This is a genomic window from Microbulbifer harenosus, from assembly GCF_005771435.1.
GTDB lineage: Bacteria > Pseudomonadota > Gammaproteobacteria > Pseudomonadales > Cellvibrionaceae > Microbulbifer > Microbulbifer harenosus.
Map to the genome: position 1 here is coordinate 21,510 of NZ_VANI01000019.1, position 19,970 is coordinate 41,479.

Consider the following 19,970-nt stretch of genomic DNA (forward strand, 5'->3'; position numbering starts at 1 on the left):
CTATTAGCGCAACTGTCGCCACGACATCCGACCGATTGCATCTTCCGGAAATTCACCCTCGGTGACATCCAGTTCACCTTTGATATTACTGGTCGGCAGGTAGGCCTTTTCGCCAGCGCGAATCACTTCGGAGTAACTGATCACCGCGTAATCCACCTCTTTCCCATCTTCTCCAAAAATGGAATGCCCCTGGTAGCGATCACCAACAGCCACCAGCTCCATCATCCAGCCGCTGCCACCGAAAGAACAGGGGTCTGAGGACGTTATCAGGGTCGGGAACAACAGCCGGTCGTAGATCAACAGCGGTTTGCTGGTAATCCGTTCGCCGCTGACCACACCTCCGAAGGTAAGGTCCAAATACCATCCTTTTTTCGTTGTCCACCAACTGGTGTCGGTATTATTGCTTACATCCCGCAGGCCATTGGCCTGAGTGGAAATGGTTTTCTGGAACAGTTGATCGCGCCCGGTAACCGGAGCGCCCTGGTCGGCGATGGCATAAACACTGTTGATCACCCTGCCGGCCCCATTATCGCTACTTGTCAGGTAACTACCTGTACCGAAATAAACCATCACCGCATTATCCATCTTGGCGTTCAGGCCCAGAGTCGGAGTAGCGGTGATTTTCTGGGAATTGCCATCCGCATCCAGTGCGCGGAACAGTGGCGCATCAAGCGCACCAGCGCCCTTGCCGTCCTGATAGGCGATGCCCCACTTGGAGGTCTGAGTATCGCCAAGATCAAATTTCCACATATTGCCGAGCAGATCACCGGCATAGGCAGTAACAACCTCGCCATCGCCATTGGAAAGCAAAGCCGGGCCGGCGAGGCCATTGGCACCAGCCGTGCCAGCCGCGATAACTTTCGTGTTGGAAGCCGCATTGTTGAGATCAACCACAAACAGATTTGCCGTGCCAGCAGTAGAGTTATAACCGTTCCCCAGGAAGATCTTCCAGCCGTTCTTGGTCGGCGCGACCACCGGCTCGCTGATGATATTGCCAAGGTTGTTGAAAGTTGTACCAAAGAGATCAGGATCCGTCATATCCAGCAGCACATTACTTTCATCAAAGCTGGTAGGGTTTGTGACATCCAGGACAAAGAACCCTTTGCCTCCAGCCCCGAGGGTGCCGACAAGGATATTTTTCCAGCTGCCGTTGATATAGGCATCACCCACGAACAGCTTGCCGTCCACACTATAGGCGTGAGAATTGTTGCTAGTGCCATAATCCGGCGCACTCAGATTCTTCAGCTTGTCGTAGACACCTGCCGGCACATAGGAAAAAAGTTCTGTTCCATTGGCCGCATCGAACGCGTGCAACATACCGTCGTTGGCACCTACGTAGAGCACTTCGCTACGAGTCTTCTTGTACGTGTTGTAGTAGGTTTCGTAGGTCAACCCACCAAGCGCGTCCGACAGCAAATGAAAATTGTACTTCTTGGTACCGGCATATACCGGGCTAGAGTTGACGATATCACCCAACAGATGCTCGCGATCTCTCAAACCGGCAACGGCTTCGCCCCGCACCCAGGCCAGACGTTTTACACCCTCCACTACCGTATCGTCGCCAATCAGCGTGTTCTGCTGAGCTGTACTCAGCTGATCCCAATTGAACACCTTCCCTGTAGAACCATCGTGCGTGAACACGTCACGTGTGAGGGCGGCTTCAAATTTCGAGTTATCAGATTTCCATTTGACGGAACCGACGGAACCATCGCTATTCAGGCTGAGCGCCTTGATTTCACCACTCCAATCGGCGCTATTGAACAGTGCCTGATAGATAACCGTATCGGTACCCAAGCGGGTGGAGTTGGTAGCGACGGACGATGCGGAACCAGCACTCGCCGCAACCTGCTCCAGCGCCTTACCGAGACTTTTTTCTAATTCAGCCGGATCAATCGCATAGAAGTAGGTTTTCGGTGTAGCGGCAGCTATTTCTGCGTCGGTGGGTGGATTGCCGTTTTCATCGTCACTAAAGCCGCCCCACTTGGCCGCATAGTAAAGTGGCTGCTCCAAGGTACTAGCCGAGGAGGAGCCCACCACAAATGTCTTGGAGGTAGCGCCATCCCATACCTGACAATTGTTACAACCTCCATCAGTAAATCCTTCTATACCCGAATGCACATGGAATCCGTCATTGGTTGTACCGGCGATTACATAACCAAAACCCATTTCATCAACAGTCGACTCGGCAATTACATTTGTGGTTACTGTCAGCTCGATACCACTGAGTGAGTAGTCGATGACGCCCCACATATCCTGGTCAAAGTCACCTCCCTGCTCACTGTCCTCCCAGTTCACGTAGAGCTTGCCGGAAGTACCATCTTTGGACTGGCTTACCACTTTGAAATCCACGATGGCACAATTACCACCCACATCCTTATTGCGGCACGCTGGCAACAGAGTCACCTTATTATCCGCAGACACGGGAATAGTCACCTTGGGAACAGCCGGGGCAAGCGCAACACCATACGTGGTAACGTTGCCGACATTGTAGTCGGTGCGAATCTTTGAGCTGCGCGCATAGTATGCGAGGCCCGCGATATCATAGGTTCCGCCAAGACGCGGTGCATCAGGGCAAGTGCCCGCGACATCCGACAAGTTTGCAACAGTTTTGGGAGTACACAGCTGGTTTACAACGGAGCCATTCTCTCCGACAAAGAAATCCTTGCCGTGAATAGCTTCCGCAGCCCCAATTTTATTGGTCCATGTATCGACACTGCCAATTGCGTTCAGATCGGAAGCACCGGAAAAATCATCATCGTACGAACTGCTCGACGCGTTGAATTGAATAATGTTCAATGCAGCGCAATAGTTACTACTGCCAATGGGACTGACCCAGTCGGGAGAACTCAGCCCCGAGATATAGCTCGAGTCACTGGAATCAAACGCTGCTGTCTTTGATTTACCAGCCAGATAACGCAATGATTCAAGGTAGATTTCAGACTGGGGGTTACCCCAGTTGGAACAGTTACCATCGGTAAAAGTACTCCTTCCCCAGTTACAGTTATCACCTCTGGCATGATTGTAGACACCATCGTCACTTGGACCGCTATACTGATACCCGTAGATACGCAACTTATCCAAGGTACTAACTATTCCCGCAGCACCGGTGAACCGGCCATCGGTGTCAGCAAAAATTTCACCACTGAGGTCGCCAATATTCTTCCTTAGTACACCACCGGATTTGTTCTTTCCGTAAGAACCGGTCATCAGACCAAACAGGATTTCACCTTTTTCTCCATACTTCTGCAGCAAACCCGCCGGCTTAGAGTTACCGTCGGGATAAGAGCGACAGTTTTCTTCCAGTAGTCCAGCCTTACACACCTCTACTCGGGCTACATATGTAGTGCCAGAACTCGGTGCATTGGAGTGCGCATTGATGCCGCTACTTGTAGCGCTATTTCCATTACTGCCATTGCCCCAGCGACATTGCCAACGCTCATTACTTGCCCACAGGGAGTAGTTCCCCTGGACCACCATGATTTTGGGTGCACGGGTGTTGTTCTGCGACAATACTGTAGTTTCGTCGTTATACGTTGCACTATCAGTTGTATTGCACAAGGTAATGCCCGCGGTGTTTGTCGTTCCGCTGGAAAAGGCGTGCGCGGTCAGTTTAGCAATGTCGGTGCCGTTGTAATATTTGGCAAAAGCATGCGCGTCCTGCGGCAGGAAAGCGCGTTCAAGCACGGTAATTCCGCTTTCATCCTCATCGGTAGAACGGTAACCACCGTAGAGAATTTTACGCACGGCATCCATACGGGTCATAGTGGCCCAGTTCAGAAAGTTGCCGCTCCATTCGCCATCTACTTCATCGCAGAAATGGTTTATCGCAAGTGCCTTTGGCACAAAGCGGCTGGATTCATAGCTGTAACATTTTTTGCTGTCAAAGTAACCATAGTAATCATATGTATTTTTATAGGTAGTATCCGCCACCCCATCCTCATCGAGATCGGTATAGTCGTCATAGGCCTTAAAGTAAAGCTGATGATCATTGGACATATTCAGCATTACCAGCGGCTTTACCGGCTGTGCCAAAAACAACGGTGATTGCGCCAACACCAATTCCTGGGAATACACTGCATGGCTAAACAGAACGCTTGCAATGGCCGCCGAGGCACCGGTAAGAAACTTCGATTTGATTCTTTTAAGTAACATTTTCTTCAGCCCAGTCGTCATTATCGCTTGTAGGTTGACTGCAGTATGACCACCGCATCGGCGGTACCTCCCTCAGCACGACTGGTCACACGATAAAACACGGTATCCTCGGTTTTCAGCGTACTGGCAAAATCAACCGCGCTGCCATCCGCCGCGTTGGCGGTGGTGGTGCTGACAACCTCTTCAATCACGTATTGCGGCTGACTCGATACCAGCTGGATTCCCATCGCCGTGCGTACCGAACCGGTATCCCACGCGTACCTATCCCAGAAGCCGGTACTGGTTGAGCCAGTTATCGCCTGCACATATCCCGCCGGAGTGCCATTGAAGGCCGGGATGGTGGCACCAGTGAGCACTTCTTCCCCCTCTCTCAATGCCGCTTCCGCTGACTGGAATGCCAAATTGCGATCGCGCATATTACCGGCCATCAATTCCTGCATGCCGCTGCCGCGAATGGCCGCCATACCCACCAGTGTCATCAGCAAGACCATGATCAGGCCAACGATCAATGTCATCCCGCGCTGGCGCTGCACTGAGTTTGAAAATATCTGCTTATTCATAGAGCGTTATCGAATGCATTTGATTTATGGAAGACGGCTGCGAATGCCGACGGTATTGATAAACACCTGGCGCAAGCGACGGTCACCGGGAGTATTATTGGTGACTCCGTTAAAGGTATAGGGCTGATCTTCCTGTAATAGATTGTCTTCGGTGCTTTGAACCAGTAACTGCACCCGTACACTGGAGACGTCATCCCAGGCATTCGCTGCGGTCACTGCTGCGGCGGTCTGGTAATCATCCGGTACGCCATCAGCATTGGTGTCTCGCCCGTACAACAACTGCATATCTTCAATGCCCTCGAGGAGTTCCTGCGAGGTACCACCATTTACTTGTTGCCATAGGCCCGGTTGCCCGGATACATCGCTGCTGCGAATGTAATACACAGTGGTGTTCATCTTTATGATTTCAGAATCCGGGCCAAAGTTTTCCTCCGGATTACTGCTTCCGCCCCAGGATGTGATGGCATTACCGGGCTCTGCGGTGTTATCGCCGGAGTGCACCACGTTCACTTCAACGCTGCCACCAGTAGTCTGCAAGTTGGTCGCCTGAAACACACGAGCCTTGGTGCAGTCGGAAACCACCAGGATGTCGTTTTCACACAGGCCACTGAAACTGTCCTCCCCATCATCGCAGCTCGCCTCAACTCCAGTGTCTTCCGCAAAAAGTTGTGCACTGTTGTTATTTTGGGTGACGTCTACACCATTACCGTTGGCACTGCGAACAACCAGAACATCGGTTCCGGCGACAATATCCGAGGGATAGCCGGTAGTAGCTGCCGTCACATTATCAAGCCCCTCGATACCGACCTCGAAGTTGTAAGCGAGGTCGCTGGCGTTATTTAGGGTATTGGTAAAGTTGATATTGCGACTCATACAGCCCATGTAGCCCGCCATGCGGATATCCTGGGCGAGGAACTCCGTTGCCAGGCGCCCGCTCTCCTGCACCCGCGCCAGTGCCTGCTGGGTGGAAAACGTGGTGCGACTGGAGAGAAACAACTGCACCACACCCGTCATCAGAATCAGGCCAATGGTGATGGAGATCATCAGTTCTACCAGGGAAATACCCTGCTGACTGTGCATTGTTCTGTTTTTCATTAACTATTTCTCACAGCCGGGTGGTGTACACAAACTGGCTCTGGTCCTCGGAGGCCTCACCAGAACTGTTCTGCTCCGCCCACTGAATGGTCACGGTGCAGAAATCCGTTGCGGCGACACACTCCACGCCACCATCGGCGCCTGGCAGCATGGTCTCGATGTTGGTGAGCCACTCGATCATGTCTTTCTGGGCCACAGTCGTGCCGGTGGGCTTGTCGGCACTGACCGCCAGCGAATAGCTGGCAACATTGGTCCGGTTGATCCGAATCCGGTCGAGGATGTCATAAGCGAGGATATTCGCCTGCGATCGCAGATAGGCGCTGTGATTGTATTGAAGGGATTTGCTTTGCAGAGCCGCCAATGCCAGCAGAGAGGTGCCGAGAATCAGAACCGTTACCAACACTTCAATCAGGCCCGCGCCCTGTTGTTTACGCATTTTCTATCCTCTCTGATCAGGAGCAGCCGGTGCTGCTGCGGGACATATTCAACATTCCCGCGATACCTACGGAAATCTGCCGAGCCGAGTTGCTACTGCAGCCGTTGAAACTGACATTCATGGCAACGTCACCATTGCTTGAGCGACCGAGCGTACCCCGGCGGGTAAATCGTACAAAAGTGGGATTGGTACCGCCCTGAGTGACGGTAATGGCGGCATTGCTTTCTGGCGCCTCCCAGACACGAAGTACCGCGGCCGCATTGGCAACAACGGGAGAGGCGGCATCATCGGTTGCGGCCGTATCAACCACTACGATCCAGCTGTTGGTCCAGTTGCCATTACATGTAGTGCCATTTGTGGTGCCGCATAAAGTCACGCGCGCCCCCCGCTTGATCGCCTCGCTGCGCGCAAAATTGAGCGCGCTGGCAAGCTCATCACCAAGGGCGAGTGATCGGTTGTTCTGAATCATGGTGTTGAAGCTCGGAACGGCGATACCGACGATTACCGCCAGTACTGCCAGCGTTATCATCAGCTCTATGAGGGTGAGCCCCCCCTGTTTGATTCTCATGCTTGCATCACTCCCCCACAGAAAACCGTTTCAGCAATGGTGAATATTTTTTGTTCGAATCGCACACTCTGCGCAGACTGCCCGATGTTCGCACCACCGATATCGAATACTTGGTACGGAAAGGCTGTAAATACTGGCGCCGATTTTACTTTATCTCGCTGGAGAACAGCGCACCTACTGGATGCGTAGTTATCACGATGGTAATTTTTTGAGCACCGTATCACGACGTCGCAGGTCACTGGAGCAACAGACGACAGGCGGCTTTGGGAGGGGAGTAAACGGTCGCCAGGAAGGCATCCGCTCAAATAACATTCATATTCAGGGAAGATACATGAAAGCCAGCGGTCTCACATTAATTGAGCTATTGATCACCCTCACCATTCTCGCGATTTTGCTCGCCATTGGCGTGCCCGGTTTTCAGCACCATCTCGAAGCCAGTCGTACCCGCACCGCCGCCGACGACCTGTTGCAGGCCATTCATCTGACCCGCACCAAAGCGGTCAGCAGCAACCGCCGTGCCACATTGCGCAAGCTGGGCGAATGGCAATCAGGCTGGGAAATTTTCTACGATCAGGATTTCGACGGGCAAAGAGATGCGAACGAAGAACAGATTACTACAGGAGAGGCGCTCGAAGGGGTAACCATCAGCGCAAACGGCCCCCTGTCCAATTACATTTCTTTTATAGGGACGGGACATAGCCGCTACGCCGGCACGGCCACTGGCGGCGCCTTTCAGGCGGGAAGATTTACCATTTGCCCTATGAACGCTGGGGAAGGATACCAATTGGTGCTTTCCCCCAGCGGCAGGGCAAGGATCGAGAAGATTTCCGAAGCAGGCTGCGGAAACTGATCAACCGCGCAACTCTTTTGGCAAACTGAAACTGATATTTTCCGGAATACCCGCAATCTCATTAGGCGTTTCTGCGCCGAGCTCACGCAGTTTCTGAATCACCCGCTCCACCAGTACTTCCGGCGCGGAGGCTCCAGCCGTGATACCGATGATTTTTTTGTCAGTCAGCCATGTGGGATCAACGCAATCGGGGCCGTCGATCAGATATGCATTGGTACCACAGCGCTCCGCCAGCTCCCGCAGGCGGTTGGAGTTAGAGCTGTTGGGGCTGCCTACCACCAGCACCAGATCGCACTCCAGCGCCAATTGGCGCACGGCGTCCTGACGGTTCTGGGTGGCGTAACAGATGTCGTCTTTGCGCGGACCGCGGATGTTGGGGAATTTGGTGCGCAGGGCGTCGATCACGCGGGAGGTGTCGTCCACGGAAAGAGTGGTCTGGGTGACGAAGGTGAGGTTGTCCGGATCTTTGACCTGGAGCTTCGCCACATCCTGCTCGTCTTCCACCAGATAAATGGCACCGCCATTGCTGGTGTCGTACTGCCCCATGGTGCCTTCCACTTCCGGGTGGCCTTCGTGGCCGATGAGTATACACTCGGCGCCGTCGCTGCTGAATTTACTGACTTCCATGTGCACCTTGGTGACCAGCGGGCAGGTGGCATCGAAGACCTTGAGGCCGCGGTTGGCAGCCTCATCCTGCACGGCCTTGGACACGCCGTGGGCGCTGAAAATGACGATCACATCGTCCGGGACTTCATCCAGCTCGTCTACAAATACCGCACCGCGCTCGCGCAGGGTGTCGACCACAAATTTGTTGTGCACCACTTCGTGACGCACATAGATTGGGGCACCGAATACGTCGAGGGCGCGGTTGACGATGTCGATGGCGCGGTCGACGCCGGCACAAAAGCCGCGGGGATTGGCGAGGCGAATCTGCATGCTGTTCTGTCCTTGACCTAGTTAATGGAGGCCACTTCGAGAATTTTTACGTGGAAGAACACGGTCTGCCCGGCGAGCGGGTGGTTGAAATCCACTTCCACTTCGTCTTCACCGATGTCGCGGATGATGCCCGGGAGCTCGCCACTGCCGTTGTCGAAAGACACCACCAGCCCTTCCTCCAGCTGCATATCCGGGGAGAACATGTCCCGGCGTACCTTTTGGATATTCGCGGGGTTGCGCTGCCCGAACGCGCCTTCCGGTGGGATCTCGATTTCCGCTTCATCACCGGTTTTAAGCCCGAACAGGGCCTGTTCAAAACCCGGCAGCAGGTTGCCGTCGCCGACAATAAAAGTGGCTGGGTCACCTTCGAAGTTGGAATCCACTTCGGAACCGTCATCCAGCTTGAGACTGAAGTGCAGGGTGACACGGCTGTGCTCACCGATAACGTTATTGCTCATAGATGTCTCTAAATGCTACTGCTCTGGAACCTTACACTTCCGCGCTGTTTTTGCTGGATGCTTCGCCTTTGTCTTTAAAAAACAGCAGCTCGATCACCAGCATGGCAGCGCCGACAGAGATGGCCATATCGGCCACGTTGAATACAGGGAAATGCCAGCTGCCGTAATACACAGAAATAAAATCGCGCACATATCCGAGCAGCATGCGGTCCCATAGGTTGCCCAGCGCGCCGCCGAGAATCAGCGCCAGCGCAGTGGGCTCCCAGCGCCTGGCGGCGGGCAACCGTTTGATCCACAGTACAACCACGGTGCTGAAAACCACCGCGATAGCGCCGAAGAACCAGCGCTGCCAGCCGCCGGCATCGGCGAGAAAGCTGAAAGCGGCCCCGTAGTTTTCCGCATAGGTGAACTGCAGGAAACCCGGGATGATCTGCAGCGCAGGGCCATACATAAAGCGCTCAACCGCCCACACCTTGGTGGCGATATCCACCACAATCACCAGCAGTGCCAGCAGATACCAGCGCAGTGGCGAAGACAGCAGTTTAGGCATAGTGGCGTTCCTCACCGGAACCACTCACGTTCTCAACACAGCGGCCACAGAGTTCCGGATGCTCGCTGTTGCTGCCCACATCTTCGCGGTAGTGCCAACAGCGGCCACATTTGGGTGCGTCCACCTTATGCACCGCCACCCGCAGGCCGGCGAGTTCGGTTTTCTCGGCACCGGCAGCATCGGTAAGCGCCTGTACGGAAGTGGAGGAGCAGATCAGCACAAAGCGCAGCTCGTCTTTGAGCGCATCCAGTTTCTGTTGCAGGGCCTCGTCGGCAAACAGCGTCACGGACGCCTGCAGGGAACCACCGATCTTGCCCGCCGCGCGCTGCTCTTCAAGCACTTTGTTCACCGCAGTCTTCACATCGGCGATAGCATCCCAGAATTCTGCGTCCATCGCATTGTCCTGCGGCAACTCCGGGAACTGGTGCCACTCTGCCAGCATCACGCTGTCTTCGCGGTTGCCGGGGATAAACTGCCACAGCTCTTCCGCGGTAAAGCTGAGGATCGGCGCCACCCAGCGCACGAAGGCCTGCACGATGTGGTACAGCGCGGTCTGCGCGGAGCGACGGGCGACGCTATCGGCCTGGGTGGTGTACTGGCGGTCCTTGATGATGTCGAGATAGAAACCGCCCATCTCCACCACACAGAAGTTGTGCAGTTTTTGATAGATCTGGTGGAACTGGTAGCGGTCGTACGCCGCTACGATTTCACCCTGCAGCTTCGCCGCCTGCTCGATGGCCCAGCGGTCCAGCGCCAGCAGATCATCCGTCGGCAACAGATCTTTCGCGGGATCAAAACCGGCCAGGTTGGACAGGAAGAAACGCGCGGTATTGCGCAGGCGGCGATAGGAGTCCGCGGTACGCTTCAGGATCTCGTCGGAAACGCCCATCTCGCCACTGAAGTCGGTGGCCGCTACCCACAGGCGCAGCACGTCCGCACCCATTTTGTTGATCACATCCTGCGGCGCCACCACGTTGCCGATGGACTTGGACATCTTGCGACCCTGGGCGTCCACGGTGAAACCGTGGGTGAGCACCTGCTTGTACGGCGCGCAGTCGTTGATGGCGATGGAGGTTTTCAGGGAGGACTGGAACCAGCCACGGTGCTGGTCGGAACCTTCCAGGTACAGGTCCGCCGGGAAGCGCAGGGCTTCACGACGCTTCAGCACCGCGTGATGGGTCACGCCGGAATCGAACCACACATCCAGGGTATCGGTAACTTTCTGGTAGTTGTCCGCGTCGTCACCCAGCAGTTCTTTTGCATCCAGCTCGAACCACACGTCCATGCCCGCCTTTTCCACCTGCTGCGCGACTTTTTCCATCAGCGCCGGGGTGTCGGGGTGAATTTCGTGGGTCTCTTTGTGCACGAACAGCGCGATGGGCACACCCCAGGTGCGTTGACGGGAGATACACCAGTCTGGGCTCGCGTTCAGCATGGAATCGATGCGCGCCTTGCCCCAGCCGGGGATCCACTGCACTTCATCAGCCGCTTTCTGCGCGTGATCCAGCAGGTCGTTCTGCTGCATGCTGATAAACCACTGCGGCGTGGCGCGGTAGATCAGCGGGGTCTTGGTGCGCCAGCAGTGCGGATAGCTGTGGACCAGTTTGCCCTGATACAACAGTGCATCGTTTTCTTTCAGCAGTTCGACAATCTTGTCGTCAACCTTGTACACGTGTTCGCCCGCGACCAGCGGTGTGCTGTCGCGGTAGACGCCGTTGTCGTCGACATAATTCAGGGTGTCGATACCGTAGCGCTTGCCCACGTTGAAGTCGTCCGGACCGTGATCGGGCGCGGTGTGCACGCAGCCGGTACCGGCGTCGGTGGTGACGTGGTCGCCGAGAATGATCGGCAGTTCCTTATCGTAGAAGGGATGCTTGATTTTCAGGTGTTCCAGCGCGGCGCCGCGGATGCGGCCAACCACACTGCCCTCGAGACCAGCCTGTGCCAGTACCGCGTCTTTCAACGCTTCTGCCAGCAGCAGGCGCTTGCCGCCGGCCTGTACCACCACGTATTCCAGCTCGCCGTTGACAGACACGGCCTGGGAAGACGGCAGGGTCCAGGGGGTGGTGGTCCAGATCACTACGGACAGCGGGCCTTCGCCGGCGTGGCCGCCAGCGGCGTCGGCGATGGCGAGCGCGGTTTCTTCGGTGACCGGGTAATTGACGTAGATGGAGTAGGACGTTTTGTCCTGGTACTCCACTTCCGCTTCCGCCAGCGCAGAGCCGCCCACCACACTCCAGTACACGGGTTTGAAGCCGCGGGACAGGTGGCCGTTTTTCACCACACCGGCGAGAGCGCGAATGATGTCGGCTTCAAATTCGAAGTCCATGGTGCGGTAGGGATTTTCCCAGTCGCCGAACACGCCGAGGCGGATAAAGTCTTTCTTCTGACCTTCGACCTGTTTTGCGGCGTATTCGCGGCATTTCTGGCGGAAGGTTTTGTGGTCGACCTTGGTGCCGGCCTTGCCGACTTTCTGCTCCACCTTGTGTTCGATGGGCAGGCCGTGGCAGTCCCAGCCGGGCACGTAGGGGGCATCCAGTCCGCTCAGGGTTTTCGATTTGACGATGATGTCTTTGAGAATTTTGTTGACCGAGTGACCGATATGAATATCACCGTTGGCGTAGGGGGGGCCATCGTGCAGGATAAACTGTTCGCGACCGGCGCGGGCCTCGCGAATTTTTTCGTAGAGCTTGCCTTCTTGCCATTGCTTCAGAATTTCCGGTTCCCGGCTCGGCAGATTGCCGCGCATGGGAAAGTCGGTTTCGGGCAGGTTCAGGGTCGCTTTGTAGTCGGTCATTGGTTATCTACTTCGGTTGTAGCGCTAAAACAAATTCTTTCGTTCAACTGAACTTCAGCGATAACTGGCTTACGAAGTTCAGAACTAAAAATCGAAGCGGAAGTGATGGGGATCAGGTTTCAAAACCGTCGGCGACATGGACGTCGCCGACGGAGCGTACAGGGACGTATTCACAGCGTTTTTGAAACCTGATACCCATTGCTTCCGCGCCACCGGACGTAGAACAGAGCTCTAATATCGGACCCCGGGGTCCCAGCTCGGCCAGTTCGGTGGCGGCAGAGCACCGGGGACAGGTTTTCAGGACCGCGGTGAACCCATCCCTGGGCGCTGCGGCGCAAACATCCTGTTTGCGACGCTCCTGAAAACCTGTCCCCGGTGCTCTGCCTTCGCATCTGAGTGTTGGAGTATTCTGATGCGAAGGGGTAATTTCTTTACTTTTGTTTGCCGCTGGCAAACCACGCTTTCGCGTTGGCAATGTCTTCGGCAATTTTCTGTTTGAGGATTTCCAGGGACTCAAACTTTTCTTCATCGCGTAATTTGTGGTGGAAGGCGACGGCAATTTCGCGGCCGTACAGGTCGCCGCTGAAATCGAACAGGTGCACTTCCAGCAGCGGTTTTGCACCCTCGCCTTCCACCGTCGGGCGAAAGCCCACATTGGCCACGCCGGCCACTTCCATACAGCTGCCACTCATCGGGCTGCCGTTGGTGCGCTTTGCGGTTACCGTGTACACGCCCACCAGCGGCGAGCGATAGCGATGCAGGCGCACATTCGCCGTGGGCGCACCCAGCTGACGCCCGAGGGCGCGGCCGCGGGCGACCAGGCCGGTAATCCGGTAGGGCTTGCCCAGCAGCTGTTCTGCCAGGGCAAAGTCCGCATTCTGCAGGGCCTCGCGGATGCGGGTGCTGCTTACGCGCTCACCGGCAATTTCCAGGGTCGCGGTGTCTTCCACGGTAAAACCCGCTTCCGCACCCACCGTTTGCAACAGCGCGTAGTCACCACTGCGGTCGCAGCCGAAGCGGAAATCATCGCCCACCACAAGGTGGCACACGCCGAGGCCATCCACCAGCACCTGTTGGATAAACGCTTTCGCGCTCAGGTGGCGCAACCGCTCGTTGAACTGCAGGCACAGCACGCGATCCACCCCCGCGGCAAACAGCGCAAGCACCTTTTCCTTGAAGCGCATCAGCCGCGCCGGCGCCTTTTCGCCGGAGAAGAATTCATGGGGCTGGGGCTCGAAGATGATCGCTACCGAGGGCAGTTTGCGCTCGGCGGCCCGCGCCCGCAGTTGGGTAATGATGGCCTGGTGCCCCAGGTGCACGCCATCGAATGAACCGATGGTCGCCACGCATCCGTGGTGGCGCGGCCGCAGGTTGTGCAACCCGCGAATCAGCTCCCGTTGCTCGGTCACAGTGCTTCACTCACCCTACTAGTCACTCTTGATCGGCCTTGCAAAATCAAGCGGCGCAGTATAACGGATTTGGCCGCTCTCTGGGGATTTCGGTCACTCATGAGGTGGCCCGGAAATGGCGCGGGCGCAGGCCGCTGGCCAGTAACACCCCCAGGTAGGTGGCGCCGCCGGCCACTACCAGCGCGCCGATGCGCCAGGCACGCTGCCACCAGGGCCAGTCGTTCCAGTCGGGCCAGTAGTGCAATACGCCAAGCAATACCGCTGCCATGGCCAGATTAGCCAGCAGCAGCCGCGCCAGAAACGAGCGCCAGCCGGCTTCCGGTGCGTAGACCCCGCCCTGGCGCAGCCCGCGGTACAACAGCCAGGCGTTGATCGCCGCCTGGCCGGCGGTGGCCATGGCAAGCCCCATATGGCCGAGCTGAAAATACAGGTGCAGCGGCACCACAAACAACAGGCTCAGTATCATCTTGGAGGCAATAGCGATAAGACCAAAGCGCACCGGGGTGGTGGTGTCCTGGCGGGCGAAGTAGCCGGGCGCCAGCACTTTGATCAGCATGAAAGCGAGCAGCCCGAAGGTGTAGGCGCGCAGCGACCAGGCCGCCATCTGCATATCCCGAGCGGTCATGTTGCCGTACTGAAACAGTGAAGTAAGTAGCGGCTCTGCGAGCACAAACAGCGCCACAGCTGCCGGCAGCGCGATCAGAGTGACGCAGCGCAGCGCCCAGTCGATGGTGTGACGAAAGCGCCGCGGGTCGCCGCCGGCGTGCTGGCGCGACAGGTTCGGCAGGATCACCGTGGCCACCGCAACGCCGAACACCCCCAGCGGCAACTCGGTCAGGCGGTCGGAAAAATACAGCCAGGTCACCGATCCGGTGGGCAGGAAGGAAGCCAGCACCGTGTCCAGAACCAGGCTGATCTGGGTGACCGACACACCGAAGATCGCCGGTGCCATCAGCCGCAGGATCTTGCGCACGCCAGGATATTGCCAGTCCCATTTTGGGCGCGGCAGCAACCCCTCGCGCATCAGAAACGGGATCTGGAACAGCAGCTGCGCCACGCCGGCCACCAGTACCCCCCAGGCGAGCGCCATGACCGAGGGATCGAACCAGCCGGCGGCCACAGTGGCGGCGGCAATCAGCACCAGATTGAGCAAGATCGGGGTCAGGGCCGGGATGGCGAAACGGTCAAAGCTGTTGAGAATGGCCCCGGCGAAGCCGGTGAGCGAGATCAGCATCAGATAGGGGAAGGTGATACGCAACATGTCCGTGGCCATCGCGAACTTGGCCGGCTCATTGCCGCCCCACCACCAGCCAAAGGCGAAGATGCCTGTTACCAGCGGCGCGCCCAACACCCCAAAAAGCGTGACCAGCAACAGTGTGCCCCCAAGCGCCCCGGCCACCCGGTCATTGAGTTCTTTTGCCGCGGCCAGGCCGCCGTTTTGGCGGTATTCCGCCAGCACCGGTACAAACGCTTGGGCGAATGCGCCCTCGGCGAACAGACGGCGGAAGAAATTGGGGATTTTGAAGGCCACAAAGAAAGCATCGGCGGCTTCACCGGCACCGGTGAGTCGCGCAAATACCACATCCCGCGCCAATCCCATGATCCGCGACAACAGTGTGGCGCCGCCGACCACAGAGGTTCCGCGCAGCAACCCCCGCTGAGGGCTATCTTTTTTTTCCTGCAACCCGGCACCTTGTGCCCCGTGCGATTGCAGTGCCGGGTCATCCGGGCTCGGTTTGGGCGGTTCCTGTTCGGGCGAAGGTGCTGCCACGTCCCTGATTCCTGAAGGTCAATGCCGGATTCCGGCCAGAAGTTTAAATGCAGAAGGAAATAATGGGCGGCAAGTCTACCGCAAAGCACCGCCGCGGCCACCCGATCCGCTCGCAAACCCTCTGCAGCGCAGCCGCGCTACGGTTGGCGCAATACGAAACTATACTCAGTGTAAGCCGTTGGCGAACCGCAGGGATTGGCGGCAACAGAGGAGAAAAGGAATGACCATTAACGCATTGATGATTGCACTGCTCCTGGCGATCCTGTTGTACGCCATTGTCGCCATGGGCCCACGACCTCAACGGGTGCGGGTGCGGATCGACCAGTCCCGCGGCAGCCGCTTTCGGCGGCGCGTGGAGTGATTGCAGCGCAATCTTTGCGGAGGCTGAACTGAATCACAGGGCGCCTCGCCACAATTCGCCATAATTGCTGAGCAATTTGCCCCACTGGCGCCACGCCAGTGCCTCCTTGCGGGGTTTAAATGACTATCAACCGAGACGGAAACACCAACCCGATCGGCACCGAAGAGCAGTCATATAAACTCAAATCGCAAGGAACACGATCATGAAAAAGATGTTGTTGGCAGTAACCCTGAGCAGTCTGGCCCTGAACAGCTTCGCCGCGCCCGAGGCCGCCAAAAACACCGAGACAAAATTTCAGGGCTCAGCCCTGACCCCGGCCAAACAGGCCACTGTATTTACCGGCGCCGCAGTTGCGGGCGCCGCCGTAGGTGGCCCGGTCGGTTTCATTGCCGGTGCCCTCGGTGGTGCCTGGCTGGGCGAACAGATCAAGCAAGCAGAAGAGGCCGACATGCTCGCAACACAACTGACCGAAAGCCGCGCAGAACTGGGTAACCTCGCACAACAACTGGACATGGCGCAATTGTCGGCCAACGACGCCCGCACGCTGGCACTGGAAAGCCTTGAGTTCCAGATGCTGTTCACCACCGGCGACGACCAGCTGCAGGAAGCACAGGAGCGCCAGGTTGCCGCGATGGCCGATTTCCTCACCCGTCACCCGCAACTGCAGGTATTGCTCGAAGGTCATTCCGACCCCCGCGGCAGTGACGGCTACAACAATGTACTCTCCGACCAGCGCGCCCTCAGTGTGCAGCGCGCCCTGGAAGCCTACGGTGTAGCACCTGAACGTATCGAACGCCGCGCTCTCGGCGCCAGTCGCTCCAAAGCTGGCAAGGGCGATCTGGACGCCTACGCGCTCGAGCGCCGGGTCGATATTCACTTCGGCCTGCCGGAGTCCACAGCCGGCAACTTCTGAACATCAACCCATCGGCCCCCGTTCCGCAAAAACGGTGGCCGATAGTTCACAACAGTCCCGCGCAACCCGACTTCCAAAGCCCTGTAAAACCTGACCTTGTGTGCCGCTAAAACGTGGCACGCTTTTTTGTGCGCATCATTTTTTGCCAGCGGCCCCAATGTTCGGGCATGATTTTCCGCCACATGCCAGCAGATATCAGTGCCAAAGCCCGTATGAACAGCCCGACCATCGCCATTGTCGAAGACGAAATTGCCATCGCCGAGAACTACCGCGATGCCCTGCGCCGCACCGGTTATCAGGTACAGCTCTACCATACCCGCCCGGAAGCACTGGCCGCATTTCAACAGCGGCTGCCGGATCTTGCGGTTATCGATGTTGGCCTCGGGGCGGAAATCGAGGGCGGATTCGATCTGTGCCGGGAGCTGCGCGCCATGGCGCCCACCCTGCCCATTCTGTTCCTGACCGCGCGGGACTCGGAACTGGACATTATCTCCGGCCTGCGCCTGGGCGCGGACGACTATCTCACCAAGGACATCTCCCTGCCGCACATGCAGGCCCGTATCAGCGCCCTTCTGCGCCGGGTGAGCATCATGCAGTCCAAAAGCGATGACAACGAAACACTCACCCAGGGCGACCTGGCGCTGGATGTATCGCGCCTGCACTGCCACTGGCAGGGAACGGCCGTGGACCTCACCGTGACCGAGTTCTGGATTGTGCACGCCCTGGCCAAGCGCCCCGGGCATGTGAAATCCCGCACCCAGTTGATGGAAGCCGCGCGGGTGGTGCTGGACGACAACACCATCACCTCCCATGTGAAGCGCATCCGCCGCAAATTCCAGGCCATCGACGGAAGTTTTGATGCCATCGGCACGGCCTATGGCATGGGCTACCGCTGGCAGGTGTAACCGCCGCCAGCCCGAACCCCGACCCGACTGTCATGAACCTGCGTCGCCAACTGGTCCTGCTGAGCCTCTGCACCCTGGCCCTTCCCTGGGCCGGCTGCCAATACCTGCGCCAGGTGGACCAGGCCCTCACCCAGGGGCAGATGCAGACACTGGAAGCCACCGGCAACGCCATCGCGGCACGCCTCGCCAGTGCCCCCGAACTCATAGCACCGGATCCCCGCCGCAACGGCCGCCCACCCGGTGCCCAGCTCTACCTGAACCCTCTTGCGCAAACGCCGGTGCTGGATGGCTACGGCGAGGAGTGGCGCGCGCTGCGCCTGCGGCCACGACAGCTGCTCGATCAGGCAGGCGACCCCTTCGCGCAAATCACCCTCGGCCGGCGTGGCAGCCAGATCTATATGCTGCTCACCGCCCGCGACCGCAGCCCCAGCTATCACGACCCGCGCAGCAGCGGCATATCCAGCGGTGACACGGTGGAAATCTATACCGCGCGCCAACAATACACCCTGCCCGTGGCGAGCCAGGGACCGGTGCACGCCATGTGGTACAACCCCCGCCGCGGCCGGTACGAGCGCGAACTGCGTATCCGCGGCCGCTGGACCGCCTCCCCGCGCGGCTATCAGCTGGAGCTGACACTGCCCGCCGCCCTGAGCGACGGCGAACTGGCGGTCCGCGTGCTGGACCGCACACACAGCGACGGAGGCACCCCCGCGCGCGTCGCCGGCACCCTGCCGAACGACGGCCGCCCCGGAGTACTGGTGGAACCACTGCCGCAACTGCAGCGGGAACTGGAACACTTCGCGCGCCCGGAGCTGCAGCTCACCGTGGTGGATCAGGAGGGCTTCGTGCTTGCCCGCACCGGTATTGACTGGCACGCCACCGGGGACGACCAACCGCCCGCGGGCGAGGCGCAACCCTGGCTGCGGGATTGGCTCTACCGGCAGATACTAGCCACCGCTGCGCTATCGCCGCTGCCCCGGGACCGGTTTCCGGACAACCTGACCCAAAACCGGGAAACTGCCAGCCAGTGGTTCGGCGCCCCGGACAGCGATCCCGACAGTACCCCTGGCGATGAGCGTATTGGCGCCGTCAGCGTGCCGGTGGTAACCCGCGCTGACGATATTATCGAGCGCCCATTGCTGGGGCGGGTGATCACCGCCCAGTCCGCCAGTGCCCTGCGGTCCCTCACCGAATCCGCCGCCCGCCGCCTGTGGCTCACCACCGCCGCCGCTGCCGGCCTGGTTCTGCTGCTGCTGTTAGGCTACGCCAGCTGGCTGTCCTGGCGCATTCGCCAGCTCCACCGCGCCGCCAGCAATGCCGTGGATGCCAGCGGTCGCCTGCGGGGGGATTTCCCGCGCCCTCTTATCAATGATGAACTCGGCGCCCTCAACCGCGCCTTTGCCAGTCTGCTCGCCGAGCTGGACCACTATCACCAGTACCTGCGCAGCCTCGCGAGCAAGCTCTCACACGAGTTGCGCACCCCACTGGCGGTGGTGCGCTCGTCCCTCGACAACCTTGCCGCCGGCGACCTCGACAGCGACAGCCGCCGCTATGCCGAGCGCGCCGCCGACGGCGGCGCCCGCCTGTCGTCGATCCTCAATGCCCTGTCCGCCGCCAATCACCTGGAAGCGAGCATCCGCCAGGCCGACCGCGAAGATTTCGATCTCGCGGACCTGGTACAGGCACTCAACCAGAGCTACGCCGACGCCCACCCCGAACACCACTTCGAACTGCAGTGCCCCGACACGCCACAACCCTGCAACGGCGCTCCAGAGCTGCTCGCGCAACTACTGGACAAGTTGGTGGACAACGCGGTGAGCTTCGCCCCGGAGGGCAGCACAATCCATATGGCACTGACACCCGAGCGCAGGGAATACGTGCTGAGCGTCAGCAACAGCGGACCGCTGCTGCCCAGCGGTTTTGGCCAGAAGCTGTTCGACTCCCTCGTTTCGGTGCGCGACGACGGCGGCAAGGCCGGACACCTGGGGCTTGGCCTGCATATCGCGCGACTGATCGCCGACTTTCATCACGGCGAGCTCAGTGCCGCCAATCGCGAAGATGGTAGTGGCGTCGTGTTTACACTAGCCCTGCCCCGTTGAGACGGCAGGAACTACCCTGGACAACCGCCATTCCGGGCCTGACCCGGAATCCAGTGCTACGAAGCTGGATGCCGGATCAAGTCCGGCATAACTGTGTTGCCGGGATTAAG

Annotated in this window: 16 protein-coding genes; 5 read left to right on the top strand and 11 right to left on the bottom strand. The window is 58.3% G+C overall.

Going from position 1 to position 19,970, the window contains the following annotated elements; translation table 11 throughout:
• Positions 1-3: 3 nt before the first annotated feature.
• The 5 genes from FDY93_RS16620 to FDY93_RS16640 form a co-directional block, all read right to left on the bottom strand.
• Complete coding sequence (locus FDY93_RS16620) at positions 4-4,173, bottom strand: pilus assembly protein (RefSeq protein ID WP_138236895.1); 4,170 nt, start codon at positions 4,171-4,173, stop codon at positions 4-6.
• Positions 4,173-4,667: a pilus assembly PilX family protein gene (locus tag FDY93_RS16625; protein WP_171019022.1), complete on the bottom strand. Its 495-nt coding sequence runs from the start codon at positions 4,665-4,667 to the stop codon at positions 4,173-4,175. Before FDY93_RS16625 ends, FDY93_RS16620 begins: the two co-directional genes overlap by 1 nt.
• A gap of 69 nt (positions 4,668-4,736) precedes the next feature.
• Positions 4,737-5,807 carry a PilW family protein gene (locus FDY93_RS16630; RefSeq protein WP_138236897.1) on the bottom strand — a complete coding sequence of 357 codons (1,071 nt, stop codon included), beginning with the start codon at positions 5,805-5,807 and terminating at the stop codon, positions 4,737-4,739.
• 10 nt (positions 5,808-5,817) lie between these two features.
• Positions 5,818-6,243 carry a type IV pilus modification protein PilV gene (gene pilV / locus FDY93_RS16635; protein ID WP_138236898.1) on the bottom strand — a complete coding sequence of 142 codons (426 nt, stop codon included), beginning with the start codon at positions 6,241-6,243 and terminating at the stop codon, positions 5,818-5,820.
• A 16-nt stretch (positions 6,244-6,259) separates the two neighbouring features.
• Positions 6,260-6,811: a GspH/FimT family pseudopilin gene (locus FDY93_RS16640; RefSeq protein ID WP_138236899.1), complete on the bottom strand. Its 552-nt coding sequence runs from the start codon at positions 6,809-6,811 to the stop codon at positions 6,260-6,262.
• A gap of 331 nt (positions 6,812-7,142) precedes the next feature.
• Between FDY93_RS16640 and FDY93_RS16645 the strand changes: the two genes are divergently transcribed.
• Complete coding sequence (locus tag FDY93_RS16645) at positions 7,143-7,661, top strand: GspH/FimT family pseudopilin (protein WP_171019023.1); 519 nt, start codon at positions 7,143-7,145, stop codon at positions 7,659-7,661.
• Here the strand turns inward: FDY93_RS16645 and ispH are convergent, their stop codons facing one another.
• The 6 genes from ispH to murJ form a co-directional block, all read right to left on the bottom strand.
• Entirely contained in the window at positions 7,662-8,597 is a 936-nt protein-coding gene (ispH, locus tag FDY93_RS16650) for a 4-hydroxy-3-methylbut-2-enyl diphosphate reductase (RefSeq protein WP_138236901.1), read from the bottom strand. It abuts the gene before it with no gap.
• 17 nt (positions 8,598-8,614) lie between these two features.
• Complete coding sequence (locus tag FDY93_RS16655; RefSeq protein ID WP_138236902.1) at positions 8,615-9,055, bottom strand: FKBP-type peptidyl-prolyl cis-trans isomerase; 441 nt, start codon at positions 9,053-9,055, stop codon at positions 8,615-8,617.
• A 31-nt stretch (positions 9,056-9,086) separates the two neighbouring features.
• Entirely contained in the window at positions 9,087-9,605 is a 519-nt protein-coding gene (lspA, locus tag FDY93_RS16660) for a signal peptidase II (RefSeq protein ID WP_138236903.1), read from the bottom strand.
• Positions 9,598-12,402 carry an isoleucine--tRNA ligase gene (ileS, locus tag FDY93_RS16665; protein ID WP_138236904.1) on the bottom strand — a complete coding sequence of 935 codons (2,805 nt, stop codon included), beginning with the start codon at positions 12,400-12,402 and terminating at the stop codon, positions 9,598-9,600. Before ileS ends, lspA begins: the two co-directional genes overlap by 8 nt.
• A gap of 431 nt (positions 12,403-12,833) precedes the next feature.
• Entirely contained in the window at positions 12,834-13,811 is a 978-nt protein-coding gene (gene ribF, locus FDY93_RS16670) for a bifunctional riboflavin kinase/FAD synthetase (RefSeq protein ID WP_138236905.1), read from the bottom strand.
• A gap of 97 nt (positions 13,812-13,908) precedes the next feature.
• On the bottom strand, positions 13,909-15,495 hold the full coding sequence (gene murJ / locus FDY93_RS16675; protein ID WP_138236951.1) for a murein biosynthesis integral membrane protein MurJ: 1,587 nt from the start codon (positions 15,493-15,495) through the stop codon (positions 13,909-13,911).
• 307 nt (positions 15,496-15,802) lie between these two features.
• Here murJ and FDY93_RS19515 point away from each other — a divergent pair, with 307 nt between their 5' ends.
• The 4 genes from FDY93_RS19515 (at position 15,803) to FDY93_RS16690 (ending at position 19,860) form a co-directional block, all read left to right on the top strand.
• The gene (locus FDY93_RS19515) at positions 15,803-15,943 is read left to right on the top strand and encodes a hypothetical protein (protein ID WP_166219951.1); all 141 of its coding nucleotides are present in this window, start codon (positions 15,803-15,805) and stop codon (positions 15,941-15,943) included.
• 202 nt (positions 15,944-16,145) lie between these two features.
• A complete protein-coding gene (locus FDY93_RS16680) occupies positions 16,146-16,856 on the top strand; it encodes an OmpA family protein (protein ID WP_138236906.1) in 711 nt (236 codons plus the stop codon).
• Positions 16,857-17,038: 182 nt separating this feature from the next.
• Positions 17,039-17,761, top strand: a complete 723-nt coding sequence (gene pdsR / locus FDY93_RS16685) for a proteobacterial dedicated sortase system response regulator (protein ID WP_246068624.1) — start codon at positions 17,039-17,041, stop codon at positions 17,759-17,761.
• Positions 17,762-17,793: 32 nt separating this feature from the next.
• Complete coding sequence (locus FDY93_RS16690) at positions 17,794-19,860, top strand: ATP-binding protein (RefSeq protein ID WP_138236907.1); 2,067 nt, start codon at positions 17,794-17,796, stop codon at positions 19,858-19,860.
• Positions 19,861-19,970: the final 110 nt, after the last annotated feature.